The organism is Pigmentiphaga aceris (assembly GCF_008119665.1).
In the GTDB taxonomy this organism is placed as follows: domain Bacteria; phylum Pseudomonadota; class Gammaproteobacteria; order Burkholderiales; family Burkholderiaceae_B; genus Pigmentiphaga; species Pigmentiphaga aceris.
The window spans coordinates 1,601,275-1,617,787 of the sequence record NZ_CP043046.1 but is presented as its reverse complement, the minus strand read 5'-3'; the positions used below and the strand labels follow the sequence as shown (position 1 = coordinate 1,617,787).

The following is a 16,513-nucleotide window of genomic DNA, read 5'->3' as shown; positions in this document are numbered from 1 at the left end:
CAGATCCCGCCTTTGGACGTATGCCGTTCTGCTGGCTGTTCGAGTGCTGTACGCGGCTCCCCCGTATTGGCGTCAGCAATCCTTGATTACTGCCCGGCCGGAGTCGGGGACTTGGCTGACCAGGTCGCCACGAAGCGAGTCAACGGCTCGCGGCTCTGGCCGTATATCAGTGGCCTTTTACGGCACTTCCACTCAAGGAAATTTGCGCGTCTGCTTGGTGGTGGGGTGACACCGAAGCGGGTGGCCGCACGGTTATGGCTTGCGGAGAAAAATCGCGGCAAGCGCGGTGCTGGCGGCTGAATGTGGAAGTTGAAAGCTGAATGTGGACGTTGATCGCTCACATGAAATTGACGAACGCGCTTGGCCGGCAAGGCATGGTGGCAATCGAACGAGAAGGACCCATTGCTGAGGACGTGTCAGAGTTTTGTGGGCGAGGCGTGTTGGAAACGGGTTGTTCACTCGTTCTTGCCAGTGAAACGCTTGCCGAAGAGGATGGCGAACGGGCCTGTCACGACGTTCTGCCAGCAGCAATTCGCAGCCAAATACGTGTCCGTCAGGACACGCCCATACTCAAGCCGCCGCTCGCCCGATTACGACAAAACCTGAAAAGCACAGATCGTCGACGCCCCGCCTTCTCGTCGCATTACCTGGTGCGCGGCCACCCGCTTCCAAGTCACCCCACCACTGAGCAGGAGCGCAACCTTGTCGAGTGGCGCTGCTGCGAAAGGCCACTGATATACGGCCTGAAACGTGAGCCGCTGAGTTGCTTCGTGGCGACCTGGGCAGCCAATCCCCAGGGCCAGCCGCATGGTGCTCAAGAATGGTGGCCACAGAATGCCGAGAACCGCATCCAGCACCAAGCAGCAAGAAAATTGCAGATCGCCCAAAGGCGGGATCTGCTTTTAACCAAGCCGCTTTGAAGGCGTGGGTGGCGGGGGCGTGGCGCATGCCCTTCTGGACGACGTGGAGGGCGGGAGACCCGACGCGTAGGTCCAGCGGGGCAGGCGACGCGCCCCCGCCACCCACGACTGACTAAAGCACGACACACCGATACAAATAATAGCAATCTGCCAACCAGAGACAAACCGATTCCGAGCTACGCCCGACTGGCAAAAACACGTACACACCACCCCATAAAAAAAAGCGGACTCTCTCGAATCCGCCCCAGGCCAAATCGTCAAAAACCGACGATCAGATTTCCAGCAAGCCCGCAGCAACGAAACCGCCATCCACCGGCAGCACGTGGCCATTCACATAAGCCGCATCATCCGTCGTGAAATACGCCACCGCACCCGCGATCTCCTCAGGCGTCGCATAACGCTTCGCCGGAATACCGCGCACATAGCTCTCACGCGTCTTGTCCGAATGCAACTCACGCGTCATCGGCGTATCCACCGGACCCGGCGCCACACTGTTCGCCGTAATCCCATACTGAGCCAACTCAATCGCCATCTGCTTCGTCAGACCAATCGCCGCCGCCTTCGACGTCCCATACGATGTACGACCCGCACCCGCACGAATGCCACTGATCGACGAAATATTGATGATGCGACCCCAGCTACGCGTACGCATCAAACGCGCCGCATGCTGCGAGCACAACAGGGTACCCGTCACATTGATCTGCATCGTACGGTTCCAGCGATCCAGATCAACATCCAGGAACGCCGTAATGTTCGAAATGCCCGCATTGTTCACCAGCACATCGCAACGGCCATAACGCTCGGTGATCTCGGCAAACGCCTCAGCGATCGACTCCGCCGACCCCACGTCCATATGCAGCGACGAAGCCTGTCCCTGCGCAGCAATGATCTCGGCCGCCGTTGCATCCGCAGCCTTGTCATCAATGTCAGCCACCAGCACAGTGAAACCGTCACGCGCCAGACGCTTGGAAATCGCGGCACCCAGGCCGACAGCGCCGCCCGTCACCAATGCGACACGTTGCTGGGAAGTGGGCTCAGAAAATGAAGAGGAGTTCGTGGCAGGAGAATTCATGTTTGTAGCCTTGTTTAGCCTTGCACTAAGCGTCGCCTTGCCTGGCTCGGGACGGCCGATGGCAACCGGGCGCAAGGTCAGGACCCTGCGCCCGGAAGGACACGCGTTAAATCATGGAACGATCGGAATCAGAGGAAGCCGGTGGAAATCCACGGCACCGCTGCAACGATCAGCAATGCAATCAACAGCACGCCGAGGTAACCCCACACCCGGTGGAACACCTGGTCTGGCGACACCTTGCTGATGGCGCAAGCTGCATAGAAACCAACCCCGAGCGGCGGTGCGAACAGACCCAGACCCATGGCCAGAATCACGACCATCGAGTAGTGCACGTCGTCGATACCCAGCGCACGAGCAACCGGGAACAACAGCGGTCCGAACAGCACGATTGCCGGGATGCCTTCCAGCACACTACCCAGGATGGCGAACAGCACGATCGTGATCAGCAGGAAGCCGAAGGGGCCGCCAGAGATCTGGATCATGGTCGACACCAGCTTGGCCGAGAAGCCAGACTGCGTCAGCGCCCAGGCCATGGCAGTTGCCATGCCGATGATCAGCAAAATGGAACCGGACAGCGCCGCCGTATCGACCAGCATCGGGTACACACGACGGAAGTCGATGTGACGCTGGAAGATGTGCATGATCAGGCCGACCACGATGGTGTAGGCGATACCGATGGTGGACACCTCGGTTGCCGTTGCTACACCTTCGATCACCGACAGGCGGATCAGCACCGGCAGAATCAGCGCGGGCATCGCGATCAGCAGGGTCTTGACCACCACGGCCATCGGGGCGCGCACTTGCGTGGGCAGGTTTTCCTTGCGAGCACGGAACCAGCAGACGATACCGATGGCGATCGTGCAGACCACGGCGGGCATCAGGCCGCCGATGAACAGCGAGGTGATCGAGACGCTGCACACCGCGCCAATGGTGATCAACACCAGGCTAGGCGGAATCGTTTCGGTCATCGCACCGGTCGTCGACAGCAACGCGGCCAGCTCTTCGGGCTTCTGGCCGCGCTTCTTCATCTCAGGGAACAGCGCCGGCGCCACGGCAGCCATGTCGGCCACCTTGGAACCGGAAATGCCGGACACCAGGAACATCGCACCCAACAACACGTATTGCAGACCACCACGCACGTGGCCCAGCAGCGAGGCCATGAAGTCGATCAGCGTGCGTGCCAGGCCGCTCAATTGCAGCAAGGCACCCAGCATGATGAACAGCGGCACCGCCAGCAACACGATGTGCGACATGCCTTCATCCATCCGCGTCACGACGATGAGCATCGGCGCGTGCGTGATGATTTCGATATAGGCCATCGTCGCCACCCCGAACGCGAATGCGATCGGGATGCCCACGGCGATCCCCGCGCCAATCAGCAGCACGAAGAAGATCACCAGGTTGAAGTTGCCCATGCCGATCAGCAAGGGGCCAGCCAGCCACAACGCACCACCGATCAGCACCGCAACCACCAGGCAACTGGCGAGGTCCTTGATCGTGGAACGGCGGGCCAGCTGAGCCACTGCCGACATCAACATCAACGCCACGCCAACAGGCATTGCCGCGGCGCGCAAGCCATCCGGAATCTCCAGTGACGGCGTAGTGATGAACATCTGTTCTTCGGCATGCTCCACCGCAGGCATCAGCACCATGACGAGGAACAACAAGATGAGGAGCAACCCGAGGGTCTCGCACCATACCCGCTTTGCCGGCGTCAGGCGGCCGATCAAGGCCGTCAGACGCATGTGCTCACCCCGGTTCAGCGCGATCACCGAACCAAGCATCGTGAGCCAGATGAACAAGATCGACGCCAGTTCGTCGGACCAGGTGAGCGGCGCATGCAACACATAACGCGAAATCACGCCGCTCAACAAAATGGTCGTCTCGACCACCAACAAGATCACCGTGATGAACCCAACCAGGCGCACCACCGCGTCATTGAACGTGACGAAACCGCGGACGAGACCGCCGCGCTCGATCACTGGAAAATCCGAATCCAAATGCATGCTTACTCCAGCTTTCCTGTGACCTTCTCCAGCAAGGCCCAAGCGTCGTCACCGAACTTTTTCTTCCACTCGGCGTAGAACCCGGCGCTGCGCAGCTTGTCGCGGAACAGTTCGGGATTCACGGTGTTGACGGTCAGACCGTGGCCCTTCAGGGTTTCGGTCAGGTTGTCGTTCAACTTGGCGACGTCGTCGCGCTGCTTCAGGCCGGCGGCATTGACGTTCTTGCGAACGATGTCCTGCAGGTCTTGCGGCAGGCGCTCGAAGGACTTCTTGTTGCCCAGGAACCAGAAACCGTCCCACATGTGGTTGGTGATCGACAGGTACTTCTGCACTTCGTAGATCTTGGCCGTCTCGATGATGGCCATCGGATTTTCCTGGCCTTCCACGATCTTGGTCTGCAGCGCAGAGTAGGTCTCGGCGAAGTTGATGCTGGAAGGCGATGCTTCGAAGCCCTTGAACATCGAGGTCCACAGCGGGCTCGGCGGCACGCGCAGCTTCATGCCCTTGAAGTCTTCGGGCTTGGTGATCGGCTTGGTGCTGGTCGTGGTGACGCGGTAGCCGTTGTCCCAGATGTTCTCGAACGCGAAGATCGAGGTCTTGGCGATCTGTGCGCGCACGTGGGCACCGAGTTCACCGTCCAGCGCGCTGTAGACCTGCTTGTAGTCCTTGAACGCGAAGCCGACGCCGGAGATCTGCGCGGCGGGAACCAGCGTGCCCAGGATCAGCGGCGACAGCGTGAAGAAGTCGACAGCGCCTGCACGGACCTGACCCAGCGTGTCGGTGTCGTTGCCCAGCTGGCTGGTCGGGTAGATGCGGAGTTCAACGCGGCCGTTGGATTCCTTGGCGATCGCCTCGGCCATCTCCTTGGCCCGTGCGTTCATCGGGTGGGTGAGCGGCAGGTTGTTGGCGTACTTGAGGGTGAATTCTGCGGCTGCGCTGGCGCGAGTCGTATAGAAGCCACCGGCCAATGCGGCCGAAGCCACGCTCATGGTCTTGAGAAAGGTGCGTCGCGTCTGCGTCATTCAGGTCTCCTGGACTCTCTGACTTATCGTCTATGAAGGGCGAGGCCGCCCCAACGTGGCAATTGCAATATGTATGCCATCGATGCGTAAAACCGTGGTCATTGCTGGGGGTCGCGGCATCGGAGCGTAAGCTAGCACGCGGGTTTGGCAGGTGAATTAGGTGTCTACCCTGAGACTGGCGCATGGGGTGCCACCCCTGGGTACCTCTGTGACGTCAACATGCTTGACAGTTGCCGGACACTGTCGCTTCGCGGCCTGTGAACCGGGACAATGGGATGCGACACCTGTCGCATCAGGTGTCGCCTTGATGTCGCCTTAGTGTCGTGCTCATGTCGCGCTCATGTCGCCAATGTGTCGCACCGCTGTCGCCCCCCCGTCGCCTGTTCTGGCGCATGCACCGTCGCACCCATTGGCATGCAATCTGCATCAGCGCTCCCACAACAAAGCGCCCGCCAGGCACGCCGTGCCGGACAAGGCGCACGTTCACCCGGAGATACACAGCTATGAATACGGATCTGCCACTGGGCAAATCGATGGAAGGCAAGGTCATCATCGTGATGGGCGCAGGCTCGGTCGGTGAAGGCTGGGGCAACGGCAAGGCCGCTGCCGTGCTGTATGCACGCGCTGGCGGCAAGATCGTTGCCGTCGATCGCAAGCTGTCTGCCGCCGAGGAAACCCGCAGCATCATCGAAGGCGAAGGTGGCGAATGCATCACCGTCGAGGCCGATGTATCCAGCGCGGACGACATTCAGCGCATCGTCGCCGACACCCTGGCGCGTTTCGGCCGCATCGACGTCCTGCACAACAATGTCGGCATCGCCGAAACCGGCGGCCCGGAAGACGCCTCCATCGAAAGCTGGAACCGCCTGATCGCAATCAACCAGACCAGCGTGTTCCTGACCTGCAAATATGTATTGCCGGTGATGAAGGCGCAGAAGTCTGGCGTGGTCATCAACATCGGGTCGATTGCCTCGCGTCGCTGGATCGGCTTCCCTTACCTGGGCTACACCGCGTCGAAAGCTGCCATTGTCGGCATGACCCAGAACATTGCCGTGGAATACGCCCCGCACGGCGTGCGCTGCAATTGCATCCTGCCCGGCTTGATGGACACGCCGATGATCCGCGAACCGCTGAAAGCGGCGTATGGCGGTGACATCGAAACCATGAAGGCCAAACGCCATGCGCAGGTGCCGACCGGTCGCATGGGCGACGCCTGGGATGTGGCCTACGCGGCGCTGTTCCTGGCATCTGACCATGCGCGCTACATCACAGGCGTCGAGTTGCCCGTGGATGGCGGTCTGACCTTGAAATGCGTCTGAGCCAGGCCTGAAATACAGGCTTGATAGAACGCAAGACAGCCATCGCCACAGGTCGGCAAACCAGCAATTGATGCACGCAAAAAGCCTCGAGAAGCCCGAATGTCACGCAAATTGCGTATTCTTCGGGTTTACTCGCTGCACTTCTGCCGCCCCATGAATAATCTGCTTGCCGCCGTCGACCTGGGTTCCAATAGTTTTCGCCTGCTGATCGGCCGTGCCGACAGCGACGGCATGGGTCAGGTCTACCCGGTTGATCGCATGAAAGAAACGGTTCGTCTGGCTGCCGGCCTGACACCGACCAAAGAACTGGATGACGCCGCCGTCGCACGTGCCGTTGAAGTGCTTCAACGTTTTGGCGAACGCCTGCGCAGTTTCCACCCGGATCGCGTGCGCGCCGTTGCCACCAATACTTTCCGCGTTGCCCGCAACGTCTCTGAATTCCTGCCGCTGGCCGAAGCCGCGCTGGGTTTCCCGATTGAAGTGATTGCCGGACGCGAAGAAGCCAGGCTGATCTTCTCGGGCGTCGCACACTCGCTGCCGCCCTCGCCTTCGCGCCGTCTGGTGGTCGATATCGGTGGCGGTTCGACCGAGTTCATCATCGGCCGCAGTTTCGAACCCGAACTGATGGAATCGCTGTACATGGGCTGTGTCAGCTACAGCCGCCAATTCTTCCCCGACGGCATCGTCGACGCGCACGGCATGAAGCAGGCCGAGTTGGCCGCCCGCCGCGAGGTCGAGGTCATCAGCCGTACCTACCGCCGCAGCGGTTGGAAGGAAGCCTATGGTTCCTCAGGCACCGCCAAGGCACTGGGCGCGATTCTGGTGGAATCGGGCTTCTCGGAATCGGGCATTACCCGCAAGGGCATGGACTTGCTCAAGCAACGCCTGATCAAGATGGGCACGGTAGACCGCGCCGAACTCGCCGGCATCAAGCACGACCGCAGCTCGGTGCTGCCCGGTGGCCTGGCCATCATGAGCGCCGTGTTCGACGAGTTGCAGATCGACCGCATGCAGACCGCCGATGGTGCCCTGCGCCTGGGCGTGCTGTATGACTTGCTGGGCCGCGACGCCTCGCACGACAAGCGCGACGACACCGTGCGCCAGTTCATGGCGCGTTATGAAGTCGATGTTGCCCAAGCCATGCGTGTGCGCAAGGCCGCACTGGCGATCTTCGCGCGTCTGGTTCCCGGCGATCAGCCCGGTATCGAAGAATTGATCCGCATGCTGGCCTGGACCGCCGAACTCCACGAGGTCGGTCTGTCGATCGCCCACGCGGCCTTCCACAAGCACACAGCCTACGTGCTGGAAAACGCCGACATGCCGGGGTTCTCGCGCCAGGACCAGAAGCTGATGTCCCTGCTGGCACTCGGACACATCGGCAAGCTGGCCAAACTGCAACCCCTGGTGCGCAACCAGGAACAGTGGATGGCAATCCTGAGCCTGCGTCTTGCCACCTTGCTGTTCCGCCGTCGTGAAGACAGCGACGTGCTGCCGATCTCGGTATCTGCACAAGGTTCGTCGATCATCGTCAAGGCAGACAGCGAATGGCTCGCTGCCCACCCCCTGACCGACTTCACCCTGCGCAGCGAGACCTCAGAATGGAGCAAGATAGGGTTCAACTTCGAACTGCTTGAGCACTGAGCGCACACGCCCGGTCAGCAGTCGAAGCATGCGCACCCGGGTGCGCCGCAATACGCGGCGTCGCCTGGGCACCCTGCTCAGTACTTCCAATGCAACAGACTTGAGCGCGGCGGGTTCAAGCGGAGCCGACTCAAGTGCTGCGGATTCAAAAGACGGGTCCATCGACCCGCCCGCGATATTGCCCGGGAGCGGACGCATTCAATCCGCCCGACCCGGCATGCCAAGCCGGCGACGATAACGCTCGTCCAGATCGCGCACCGACAGCAGCACCGGGAAATCAGCCGCGTTGAAGTCAGGGTCCCAGGCCGGGGCTCCACACACACGCGCACCAGTCTTCAGATAACCCTTGATCAGCGGCGGCACCTTGGTCGGCAGTGCGTGATCCAGGCGCTCGATCGGCAGGGGCAGACGCGGCGTGACGCGCATGTCACCGGCTTCGGCAATCTGGTCGGCCACCAGGCGATACACACCTGCGGCAGTCGCACCGTCATCCCGCAAGCTGACACTGGCGCAGCCCAATACGTGGCGATAGCCATGACGGCGAACGAATTCTGCCAGGCCAGACCAGAGCAACATGATCACTGAGCCGCCACGATAGTCTTCGTGGGTGCATGAACGACCGAACTCGACCAGGCCGTCGCGAATGCCGGCCAGGCCGCTCAGGTCGAATTCGGATTCCGAGTAATAGCCACCCGCCTGACGGGCGCGCTCCGGGGTAAGGATGCGGTAGGTCCCCACCACCCGTTCCGTATCGACTTCGCGTACCAGCAGGTGCTCGCACCAGCGGTCGAAACGGTCTTCATCGATGCCATCGCGCGCACCCTCGAACACCACACCCATGTCTGTGGTGAACACGTCGTGGCGCAAGCGTTGCGCTTGCTCCACTTCGTCCCAGGAACGCGCCAGGCCGACTGCCAGGCCGGCGCAATCGGCCGAGATGCCGGCGGTGCCGACAGGCTTGCCCACATGGGCGGCGATACGGGAAAACTCGAGCATGGACAGACTCCTTGGCTAGGAGTAGTCAGTGTCGATCCCGCATATTTCACTACGTTGAAGCTGAAATGACAGGCCGATGAAGCCCGCACACTTCGGAAAATGAATCAAAGAAATTCGGGATTCACCACGGCGCGCAACACAACCTGAAAGTCTTCGTCGCGCTGACGGCGACCCAGCCACCAGATGCCGCCTTTCTTCAGCGTCCAGTTCAGCGTGTTGCCGGCGAGCAAAATGCTGGCGACCTGACCGAGCGTCGGCTGGTGACCCACGATCAGCACGGTCTGCGCATTCAGCGGCCAGCCTGCCGCAGCCAGCACCAGGTCGGGCGACGCACCCGGTGCGATGTCCGGCACCACGGTGTAGTCGCGGCCCAGCATGTCAGCCGTCTGGCGGGTGCGCACGGCGGGGCTTACCAGCACTTGCATGTCTTCCGGCGCATGACGGCCCAACCAGCCGGCAGCCATTTCGGCCTGACGACGCCCGCGCCGTGTCAACGCACGTGCCAGATCGTCCTCGCCTTCCTCGGCTTCTGCATGACGCCACAAGATCAAATTCATGAAAAACGCTTCCTTGAAAGCACCCACCGGGCGCAAAAACGGCATTGTGACGTCGCTCCATGACCGTCTATTGACGGCCACGGGCAAACCTTGTGTCAGTACCTACTTCCAATGCATGTTGAAGCCTGCCGCGGCAGGTTCAGATTTATTGGGGGCTGGTTCAGGCTTGCTGGTGCACACCCATCAGCCCTTCGCGCAGGCGCTCGACACTTTCCTCGGCCAGGCGACGGTCTTCGGCTTCCACCATCAATCGCAGCTTGGGTTCGGTGCCCGACGCGCGAATCAAGACCCGACCGCGTTTGCCCAGTGTGCTTTCGACTTCCTTGCGCGCGGCAGTCAGACCGCCATGCGATTGCCAGTCGATCTCCGGGTCCAGCGGCACGTTCACCAGGATCTGCGGATACAGCCGCAGGTCTTGCAGCAGCTCGGCCAGGTCTTTATCCGCTTGCCGCATGGCAGCCAGTACCTGCAAGGCCGCCACAATCCCGTCGCCAGTGGTCTGGCGGTCCAGGCAGATCAGATGACCCGAACTTTCTCCACCGAAATTCCAGCCGCGCTCCAACATCTGCTCCAGCACATAACGGTCGCCCACCGCTGCGCGCGCAAAGTCCACGCCCAAATCCAGGAAGCGCCGCTCGACGGCAAAGTTGGTCATCAAGGTGCCCACCACGCCGGGAACCGGTGCCCGCAGCATGCGATCACGCACGATCACATACAGCAGTTCGTCACCGTTGAAGACCCGCCCGGACGCATCCACCATCTGCAGTCGATCGGCATCCCCATCCAGCGCAATACCCAAGTCGGCGGCATTGTCGCGAACCGCAGCAGCCAATGATTCAGGGTGCGTGGCACCCACGCCGTCATTGATGTTGAAACCGTCAGGCGCGCATCCCACCGGAATGACGGTGGCACCCAGTTCACGGAACACGTGGGGCGCGATGTCGTAGGCCGCCCCGTTGGCGGCATCGACCACAATCCGAAGCCCGTTCAGATCGAGTTCGGCGGGGAAGGTGCTTTTGCAGAATTCGATATAGCGCCCTGCCGCGTCGTTCAAGCGGCGCGCCTTGCCCAACGATTCGGAAGATGCGCAACCCTGCGGCTCTTCCAAAGCCGTTTCAATCGCAAGCTCTTGCTCGTCCGGCAGCTTCATGCCGCCCCCCGAGAAGAATTTGATGCCATTGTCGTAGTACGGGTTGTGCGAGGCACTGATCACGATACCGGCCGACAGGCGCAGCGTACGGGTCAGGTAAGCAACCGCCGGCGTCGGCATCGGCCCGGCCAGCAACACATCCACCCCTGCAGACGACAAACCGGCCTCAAGGGCGGACTCCAGCATGTAGCCGGAAATGCGCGTGTCCTTGCCGATCAGCACGACAGGTCGTGCCCCGCCCTTGAGCGGCGCTCGCGTCAATACGCGGCCTGCGGCATAACCCAGCTTCAGCGCGAACATCGCATTGATGCGCTCGCCGCCAACCACACCGCGAATACCGTCGGTGCCAAAATATTTGCGCGCGCTCATGCGTGCTCCTGGAAAAAGGATGGGGACTCGACCGCTTGCCAGACCTTCAGTGCGTCGACTGTCTGGGCAACGTCGTGCACCCGGACAATCGCCGCGCCACGTGCAACCGATGCCAGCGCAGCAGCCACGCTGCCGGCCACACGTTCAGCGGGCTGGCGGCCGGTCAATGCGCCAATCATGGACTTGCGCGAGACGCCGGCCAGAACAGGCAAGCCAATCTCGCCAAAGCGCGGCAATTCGCGCAACAGTCGATAGTTTTGTTCAACAGTCTTGCCAAAGCCGAAACCGGGGTCGAGCACGACCCGGCGAGGATCGATGCCGGCCGTATCCAGCACCGCCAGGCGCGCGCACAGGAATGCTGCAACGTCTTCGACCACATCGTCATAAACCGGGGCAGCCTGCATGGTGCGCGGCTCGCCCTGCATGTGCATGATGCACAGACCGCTGGCGGGATAGTCCTGCGCCACCGCCAGGGCACCATCGGCCTGCAAGGCCATGATGTCGTTGATCATATCGGCCCCGGCACGCAAGGCTGCGCGCATGACCGCAGGTTTGCAGGTATCGACCGACAGCGGCACGTTCAGGCTGACCAAGGCCTCGATCAGCGGCACCACCCGCCGCAACTCTTCGTCTTCAGGCACCGAGTCAGACCCCGGTCTGGTGGACTCGCCACCAATATCAAGCATGTCGGCACCTTCGGCCACCAGATGCCTGGCATGGGCAATGGCCGCGTCCAGCCGGGCATGTTGCCCCCCGTCCGAGAAAGAATCTGGGGTCACATTGACGATACCCATGACAAGCGGCCGCGCCAGCGAAAGCTCAAAACGGCCGCAAAGAAACAGGGAATTCATGATTCGAGTCTTGGAGATCAGTGCGTTGGCAAAAACAGTCGTGAATTATCTGCGGTCTGCGCATATTCATGGCGCGCTCAGCGCGGGGGCTCAAGAATAACGCTGCGGCAGCGTGACAAAAACAAAGGCGCCCCGAAGGACGCCTTTGTTTACAAAGCAGCGGACCGCTTATCGTGCAAATGCTTGTCTTGGCCGCTGCCTGCCTTGTTACGTCAAGCCGGTGCTGCTGCGTTCGGCGTCAAACCAGACGTGGGCGGCGTGGTGGGATTGTTTCCCGACGAGCCCGGCGGGGTCGGTGCACGGGGCGGACGACCATCGCAGATATCGTTGATCTGGTCTGCATCGATGGTTTCCCATTCCAGCAGAGCACGCGTCATGACTTCCACGGCTTCGCGATTTTCTTCCAGGATCTTGCGGGCAACCTGGTATTGCTCATCAATGATCTTGCGAATTTCGCTGTCCACCATCTGCATGGTGGCTTCCGACATTTTGGTCGTGTTGGTTACGCTGCGACCGAGGAATACTTCACCCTCGTTCTCGGCGTAGACCATGGGCCCCAGGCTGTCGGTCATGCCGTAGCGGGTAACCATGTCACGGGCAATGGCCGTCGCACGTTCGAAGTCGTTCGATGCGCCAGTGGTCATCTGGTTCATGAAGATCTCTTCGGCAATCCGACCACCGAACAGCACGGCGATGGTGTTCAGCATCCGCTCTTTGTCGGTGCTGTAACGATCGCCTTCCGGCAGTTGCATGGTCACACCCAGCGCACGACCGCGCGGGATGATGGTGACCTTGTGCACCGGATCGGTCTTCGGCAGCTTGCGCGCCACGATGGCATGGCCGGACTCGTGATACGCGGTGTTGCGGCGCTCTTCCTCGGGCATGATCATCGAGCGACGTTCCGCACCCATGATGATCTTGTCCTTGGCCTTTTCGAAATCGCCCATTTCAACGGTACGACCGTTGCGGCGAGCAGCGAACAGCGCAGCTTCGTTGACCAGATTGGCCAGGTCAGCACCCGAGAAACCAGGCGTACCGCGTGCCAGGGTGTTTGCATCCACGTCGGTGGACAGCGGCACCTTGCGCATGTGGACCTTCAGAATCTGGTCGCGACCACGGATATCGGGCAGCGGCACCACGACTTGACGGTCGAAACGGCCCGGACGCAGCAGCGCCGGGTCAAGCACGTCCGGACGGTTGGTAGCGGCGATCACGATCACGCCCTGGCTGGCTTCGAAGCCGTCCATTTCCACCAGCATCTGGTTAAGCGTCTGTTCGCGCTCGTCGTTACCGCCGCCCAGGCCTGCGCCACGCTGACGACCCACCGCATCGATTTCGTCGATGAAGATGATGCAAGGCGACTGCTTCTTGGCGTTTTCGAACATGTCACGGACACGGGCAGCGCCCACGCCGACGAACATTTCCACGAAGTCCGAACCCGAGATGCTGAAGAACGGCACCTTGGCTTCACCGGCAATGGCCTTGGCCAGCAGGGTTTTACCGGTACCCGGCGAGCCGACCATCAGCACGCCACGGGGAATACGGCCACCCAGCTTCTGGAACTTGCTGGGGTCGCGCAGGAACTCGACCAGCTCGAACACGTCTTCCTTGGCTTCGTCGCAACCGGCGACGTCAGCGAAGGTGATCGGGTTCGTGGTTTCGTCCAATACCTTGGCGCGAGACTTGCCGAAGCTGAAGGCACCACCGCGCCCACCGCCTTGCATTTGTCGCATGAAGAAGATCCACACGCCAATCAGCAGCAGCATCGGGAACCAGGACACGAAGATGCTCATCAGCAGCGACGGCTCTTCCTTGGCCTTGCCAGACACCTGTACACCGAACTTCATCAGATCGCCAACCATCCACAGGTCGCCGGGCGACGTGAGGGTGTAGGGGCGGCCATCGGACGGCGTCACGTAGAGCACATCGCTCTGGACGTCGACCTTCTGGATGCGTCCGGCTTTGGCGTCGTCCATGAACTGCGAATACGACACTGTGTCCTGCGGCCGGGCACGACCTTCAAACTGCTTGAAGACCGTGAACAGCACGAGGGCGATCACCATCCAGACCGCTACTTTGGAGAACATATTGTTCAAGGTCGATCTCCCGCTAGATTACCGACCGGCTGCGGACAAACGCGTCCATCGCCTGAATATCGACTTAATTACCTGATTCTACCCTTCCCGCGAGCACCGAAGCCTTCAGGTTCCGTGCAACAAGAAAGGTTTCCGACGATTTGTCCCGCGAGGCCTTGGGTTTGCGCTCCACGACACGGGTGAAAACCGTTTTGAAGCTCTCAACGATCTGGGAAAACCCGGTTCCATGGAACGCTTTGACGATCAACGCGCCATCAGGTTTCAAATGATCCTTCGCAAACTCCAGCGCCAGATCACAGACGTGCTGAATGCGCGCGGCGTCTGCGATCCCCACTCCGGACAAGTTTGGGGCCATATCCGAAAGAACAAGGTCTACCTGCTGATTGCCTACCAATTGGGACAACTGGGACAAGACCTCGTCTTCGCGGAAATCGCCCTGGATGAATTCCACGCCGTGTATCGGTTCCATAGGCAGGATGTCGAGGGCGATCACGCGACCGCGCAGCGTGCCGCCGGCACCGGCCAGGCGCTCGCTTACGATTTGCGACCAACTGCCAGGAGTGGACCCGAGATCGACCACCACGTCGTTGATGTGCAGCAATTTCTCGCTGTCGAGAATCTCGGTGAGCTTGAAAGCGGCACGGGCCCGATAGCCCTTCTCTTTGGCCAACTTTACGTATGGATCATTGATGTGCTGCATGATCCATTCTTTGGAAAACTTTTTCTTGGCCATGATTGCCCGATATTCGGCGTGAGACAAAAACAATAACGCCCGGCATTGTGCCCGGGTTCCAAATGCGAAGCTTGATCGACGTGGATCGTGCCGTGACGTTGGGCTCAAGCGACGGTGGCGGCATGCAGGCGTCGATCGCAGTGATTTCCAACAATTCAGCGCCACCCCAAGCCCGCCAGCCCGTACAATCGCGCCATGCCTGTTCTTGACATTACCTCCCAAACCCGTAGCGCCCTGCGCGCTGCCGCCCATCCGCTCAAGCCTATCGTCCTCATGGGCGACAAGGGGCTGTCCGACGCGGTCCTGCAAGAAATCGACCGCAGCCTGTCAGCCCACGGCCTGATCAAAGTGCGCGCGTCAGCCAAGGATCGCGCCGAGCGAGACGAACTGCTGAACGCCATCTGCGAAGCGGTTTCCTGCGCCCCGGTCCATCATCTGGGCAAGATTTTCATCTTGTTCCGACCGACCGAAGCCGATCCCCAGGGCAAGGATTTGCTCGCCGGACGTCCGGCTGTGCCCGATCCCGACTTCAAGGGTGCCCGCAACCCCAACGAAGCCCACGTGCCCAAGAAGCTCGCCGCTGTTGGCAAGCCGGCTCCCGAGCGCGTCAAGCGCAGCGAACGCGTCGAGCGCCCTGCCGGCCCGGTCACTGCCCGCGAACGCTACCTTGGCGACTCCGGCAAGCGTACACGTCCGTCAACCGGTGAAACCGGTTCGCGCCGTGGCGAAGCCCGCAAACTGGCCGATCGCTTCAGCACCACCCGCAGCCCGGCCGAACGCCGTGCCGCCGAAGCCCGCAGCGCCGAACGCAGCGAGCGTGGCGGTGAACGCGGCAACGAAGGCGGCGCAGCACCGGCACGTACCCCGCGTCGCAGCGCCCTGTCGCTGCGTGCTGGTGCCCGTGATGCACCGCGAGTTCGTGCGTCGGGTGCTCCCCGCAGCACGGCATCGCCGCGCAAGACTCGCTCGACCAAGAAGTAAGTAGCAGGCCTGCGAACAGCAGTTCGCAAGTGCCTTACTGCAGGAAACCGGGCCAGTCTTCACGACTGGCCTGTGTCGGGAGCGGCCCCCTGCCGTTCGGCGGCCTTTGCCGCCGACCGACCAACGGCAGGCAACTGACGTATTTTTGTCAGTTGCCGGTCCGCTTTCTCAGGTCGCACTTTTTCAAGTCGCGCTTCTCAGGTCTTGTTCCAAGACCCTTCTCTCTTTAGATGTAACGCACATCCAGGACTTCGTACTCGCGGATGCCCGCAGGTGCCTGGACTTCGGCCACGTCGCCTGCCGACTTGCCGATCAGAGCACGCGCGATCGGGCTGGACACCGAGATCTTGCGCTCGCGAATATCGGCTTCGTCGTCACCGACGACCTGATACGTCACCTTGTCACCGGACTCCAGGTCTTCCAGGTCAACCGTGGCACCGAACACAATGCGGCCTTCTGCATCGAGGGTGGTCGGATCGATGATCTGCGCGTTCGACAACTTGCCTTCCAATTCGCCGATACGACCTTCGACGAAGCCCTGTTTTTCCTTGGCGGCGTCATATTCAGCATTTTCCGACAGGTCGCCCTGCGCGCGTGCCTCGGAAATTGCATTGATGACAGCGGGGCGTTCGACCGTCTTCAGACGATGCAGTTCCTCTTTAAGGCGCTCGGCACCGCGCACGGTCAGCGGAATGGCAGCCATGTTTGCTTCCTTCAAATGCACGTGTCCCGAGCGCGGCACTGCCTGCGGCTCGGGACACATAGTGTCTAAAAATATAAACGCCCCGGTGCGAAAACCG

At 61.0% G+C, this 16,513-nt stretch carries 14 protein-coding genes; 4 read left to right on the top strand and 10 right to left on the bottom strand.

Features of this window, described 5'->3' with window-relative positions; translation table 11 throughout:
• Window positions 1-341: 341 nt before the first annotated feature.
• The gene (locus FXN63_RS06720) at window positions 342-920 is read left to right on the top strand and encodes a hypothetical protein (RefSeq protein WP_148813910.1); all 579 of its coding nucleotides are present in this window, start codon (window positions 342-344) and stop codon (window positions 918-920) included.
• Window positions 921-1,191: 271 nt separating this feature from the next.
• On the opposite strand, the gene FXN63_RS06715 is transcribed toward FXN63_RS06720, so the two are convergent.
• From FXN63_RS06715 to FXN63_RS06705, 3 genes are all read right to left on the bottom strand, one after another.
• A complete protein-coding gene (locus FXN63_RS06715) occupies window positions 1,192-1,992 on the bottom strand; it encodes an SDR family NAD(P)-dependent oxidoreductase (RefSeq protein WP_148813908.1) in 801 nt (266 codons plus the stop codon).
• A gap of 128 nt (window positions 1,993-2,120) precedes the next feature.
• On the bottom strand, window positions 2,121-3,998 hold the full coding sequence (locus FXN63_RS06710) for a TRAP transporter large permease (RefSeq protein ID WP_148813906.1): 1,878 nt from the start codon (window positions 3,996-3,998) through the stop codon (window positions 2,121-2,123).
• A 2-nt stretch (window positions 3,999-4,000) separates the two neighbouring features.
• Window positions 4,001-5,020, bottom strand: a complete 1,020-nt coding sequence (locus FXN63_RS06705; protein ID WP_148813904.1) for a TRAP transporter substrate-binding protein — start codon at window positions 5,018-5,020, stop codon at window positions 4,001-4,003.
• A 521-nt stretch (window positions 5,021-5,541) separates the two neighbouring features.
• Between FXN63_RS06705 and FXN63_RS06700 the strand changes: the two genes are divergently transcribed.
• Together FXN63_RS06700 and ppx are read left to right on the top strand one after the other, a co-directional pair.
• Entirely contained in the window at window positions 5,542-6,339 is a 798-nt protein-coding gene (locus tag FXN63_RS06700; RefSeq protein WP_148819024.1) for an SDR family NAD(P)-dependent oxidoreductase, read from the top strand.
• Window positions 6,340-6,492: 153 nt separating this feature from the next.
• Complete coding sequence (gene ppx / locus FXN63_RS06695; protein ID WP_148813902.1) at window positions 6,493-7,980, top strand: exopolyphosphatase; 1,488 nt, start codon at window positions 6,493-6,495, stop codon at window positions 7,978-7,980.
• 198 nt (window positions 7,981-8,178) lie between these two features.
• Here the strand turns inward: ppx and FXN63_RS06690 are convergent, their stop codons facing one another.
• From FXN63_RS06690 to FXN63_RS06665, 6 genes are all read right to left on the bottom strand, one after another.
• Entirely contained in the window at window positions 8,179-8,976 is a 798-nt protein-coding gene (locus FXN63_RS06690; protein ID WP_148813900.1) for a GNAT family N-acetyltransferase, read from the bottom strand.
• A gap of 104 nt (window positions 8,977-9,080) precedes the next feature.
• On the bottom strand, window positions 9,081-9,533 hold the full coding sequence (locus FXN63_RS06685) for a SixA phosphatase family protein (RefSeq protein ID WP_148813899.1): 453 nt from the start codon (window positions 9,531-9,533) through the stop codon (window positions 9,081-9,083).
• 160 nt (window positions 9,534-9,693) lie between these two features.
• Window positions 9,694-11,052, bottom strand: a complete 1,359-nt coding sequence (gene glmM, locus FXN63_RS06680) for a phosphoglucosamine mutase (RefSeq protein ID WP_148813897.1) — start codon at window positions 11,050-11,052, stop codon at window positions 9,694-9,696.
• On the bottom strand, window positions 11,049-11,903 hold the full coding sequence (gene folP / locus FXN63_RS06675) for a dihydropteroate synthase (RefSeq protein WP_148813895.1): 855 nt from the start codon (window positions 11,901-11,903) through the stop codon (window positions 11,049-11,051). Before folP ends, glmM begins: the two co-directional genes overlap by 4 nt.
• Window positions 11,904-12,115: 212 nt before the next feature.
• Window positions 12,116-13,999 (bottom strand): ATP-dependent zinc metalloprotease FtsH, encoded by a 1,884-nt coding sequence (gene ftsH, locus FXN63_RS06670; RefSeq protein ID WP_148813893.1) that lies wholly within the window; start codon window positions 13,997-13,999, stop codon window positions 12,116-12,118.
• A 64-nt stretch (window positions 14,000-14,063) separates the two neighbouring features.
• On the bottom strand, window positions 14,064-14,732 hold the full coding sequence (locus tag FXN63_RS06665) for an RlmE family RNA methyltransferase (RefSeq protein WP_148813891.1): 669 nt from the start codon (window positions 14,730-14,732) through the stop codon (window positions 14,064-14,066).
• 195 nt (window positions 14,733-14,927) lie between these two features.
• Here FXN63_RS06665 and FXN63_RS06660 point away from each other — a divergent pair, with 195 nt between their 5' ends.
• Window positions 14,928-15,713: a YhbY family RNA-binding protein gene (locus FXN63_RS06660; protein WP_148813889.1), complete on the top strand. Its 786-nt coding sequence runs from the start codon at window positions 14,928-14,930 to the stop codon at window positions 15,711-15,713.
• 226 nt (window positions 15,714-15,939) lie between these two features.
• On the opposite strand, the gene greA is transcribed toward FXN63_RS06660, so the two are convergent.
• Window positions 15,940-16,416: a transcription elongation factor GreA gene (gene greA / locus FXN63_RS06655; protein ID WP_148813887.1), complete on the bottom strand. Its 477-nt coding sequence runs from the start codon at window positions 16,414-16,416 to the stop codon at window positions 15,940-15,942.
• Window positions 16,417-16,513 lie beyond the last annotated feature (97 nt).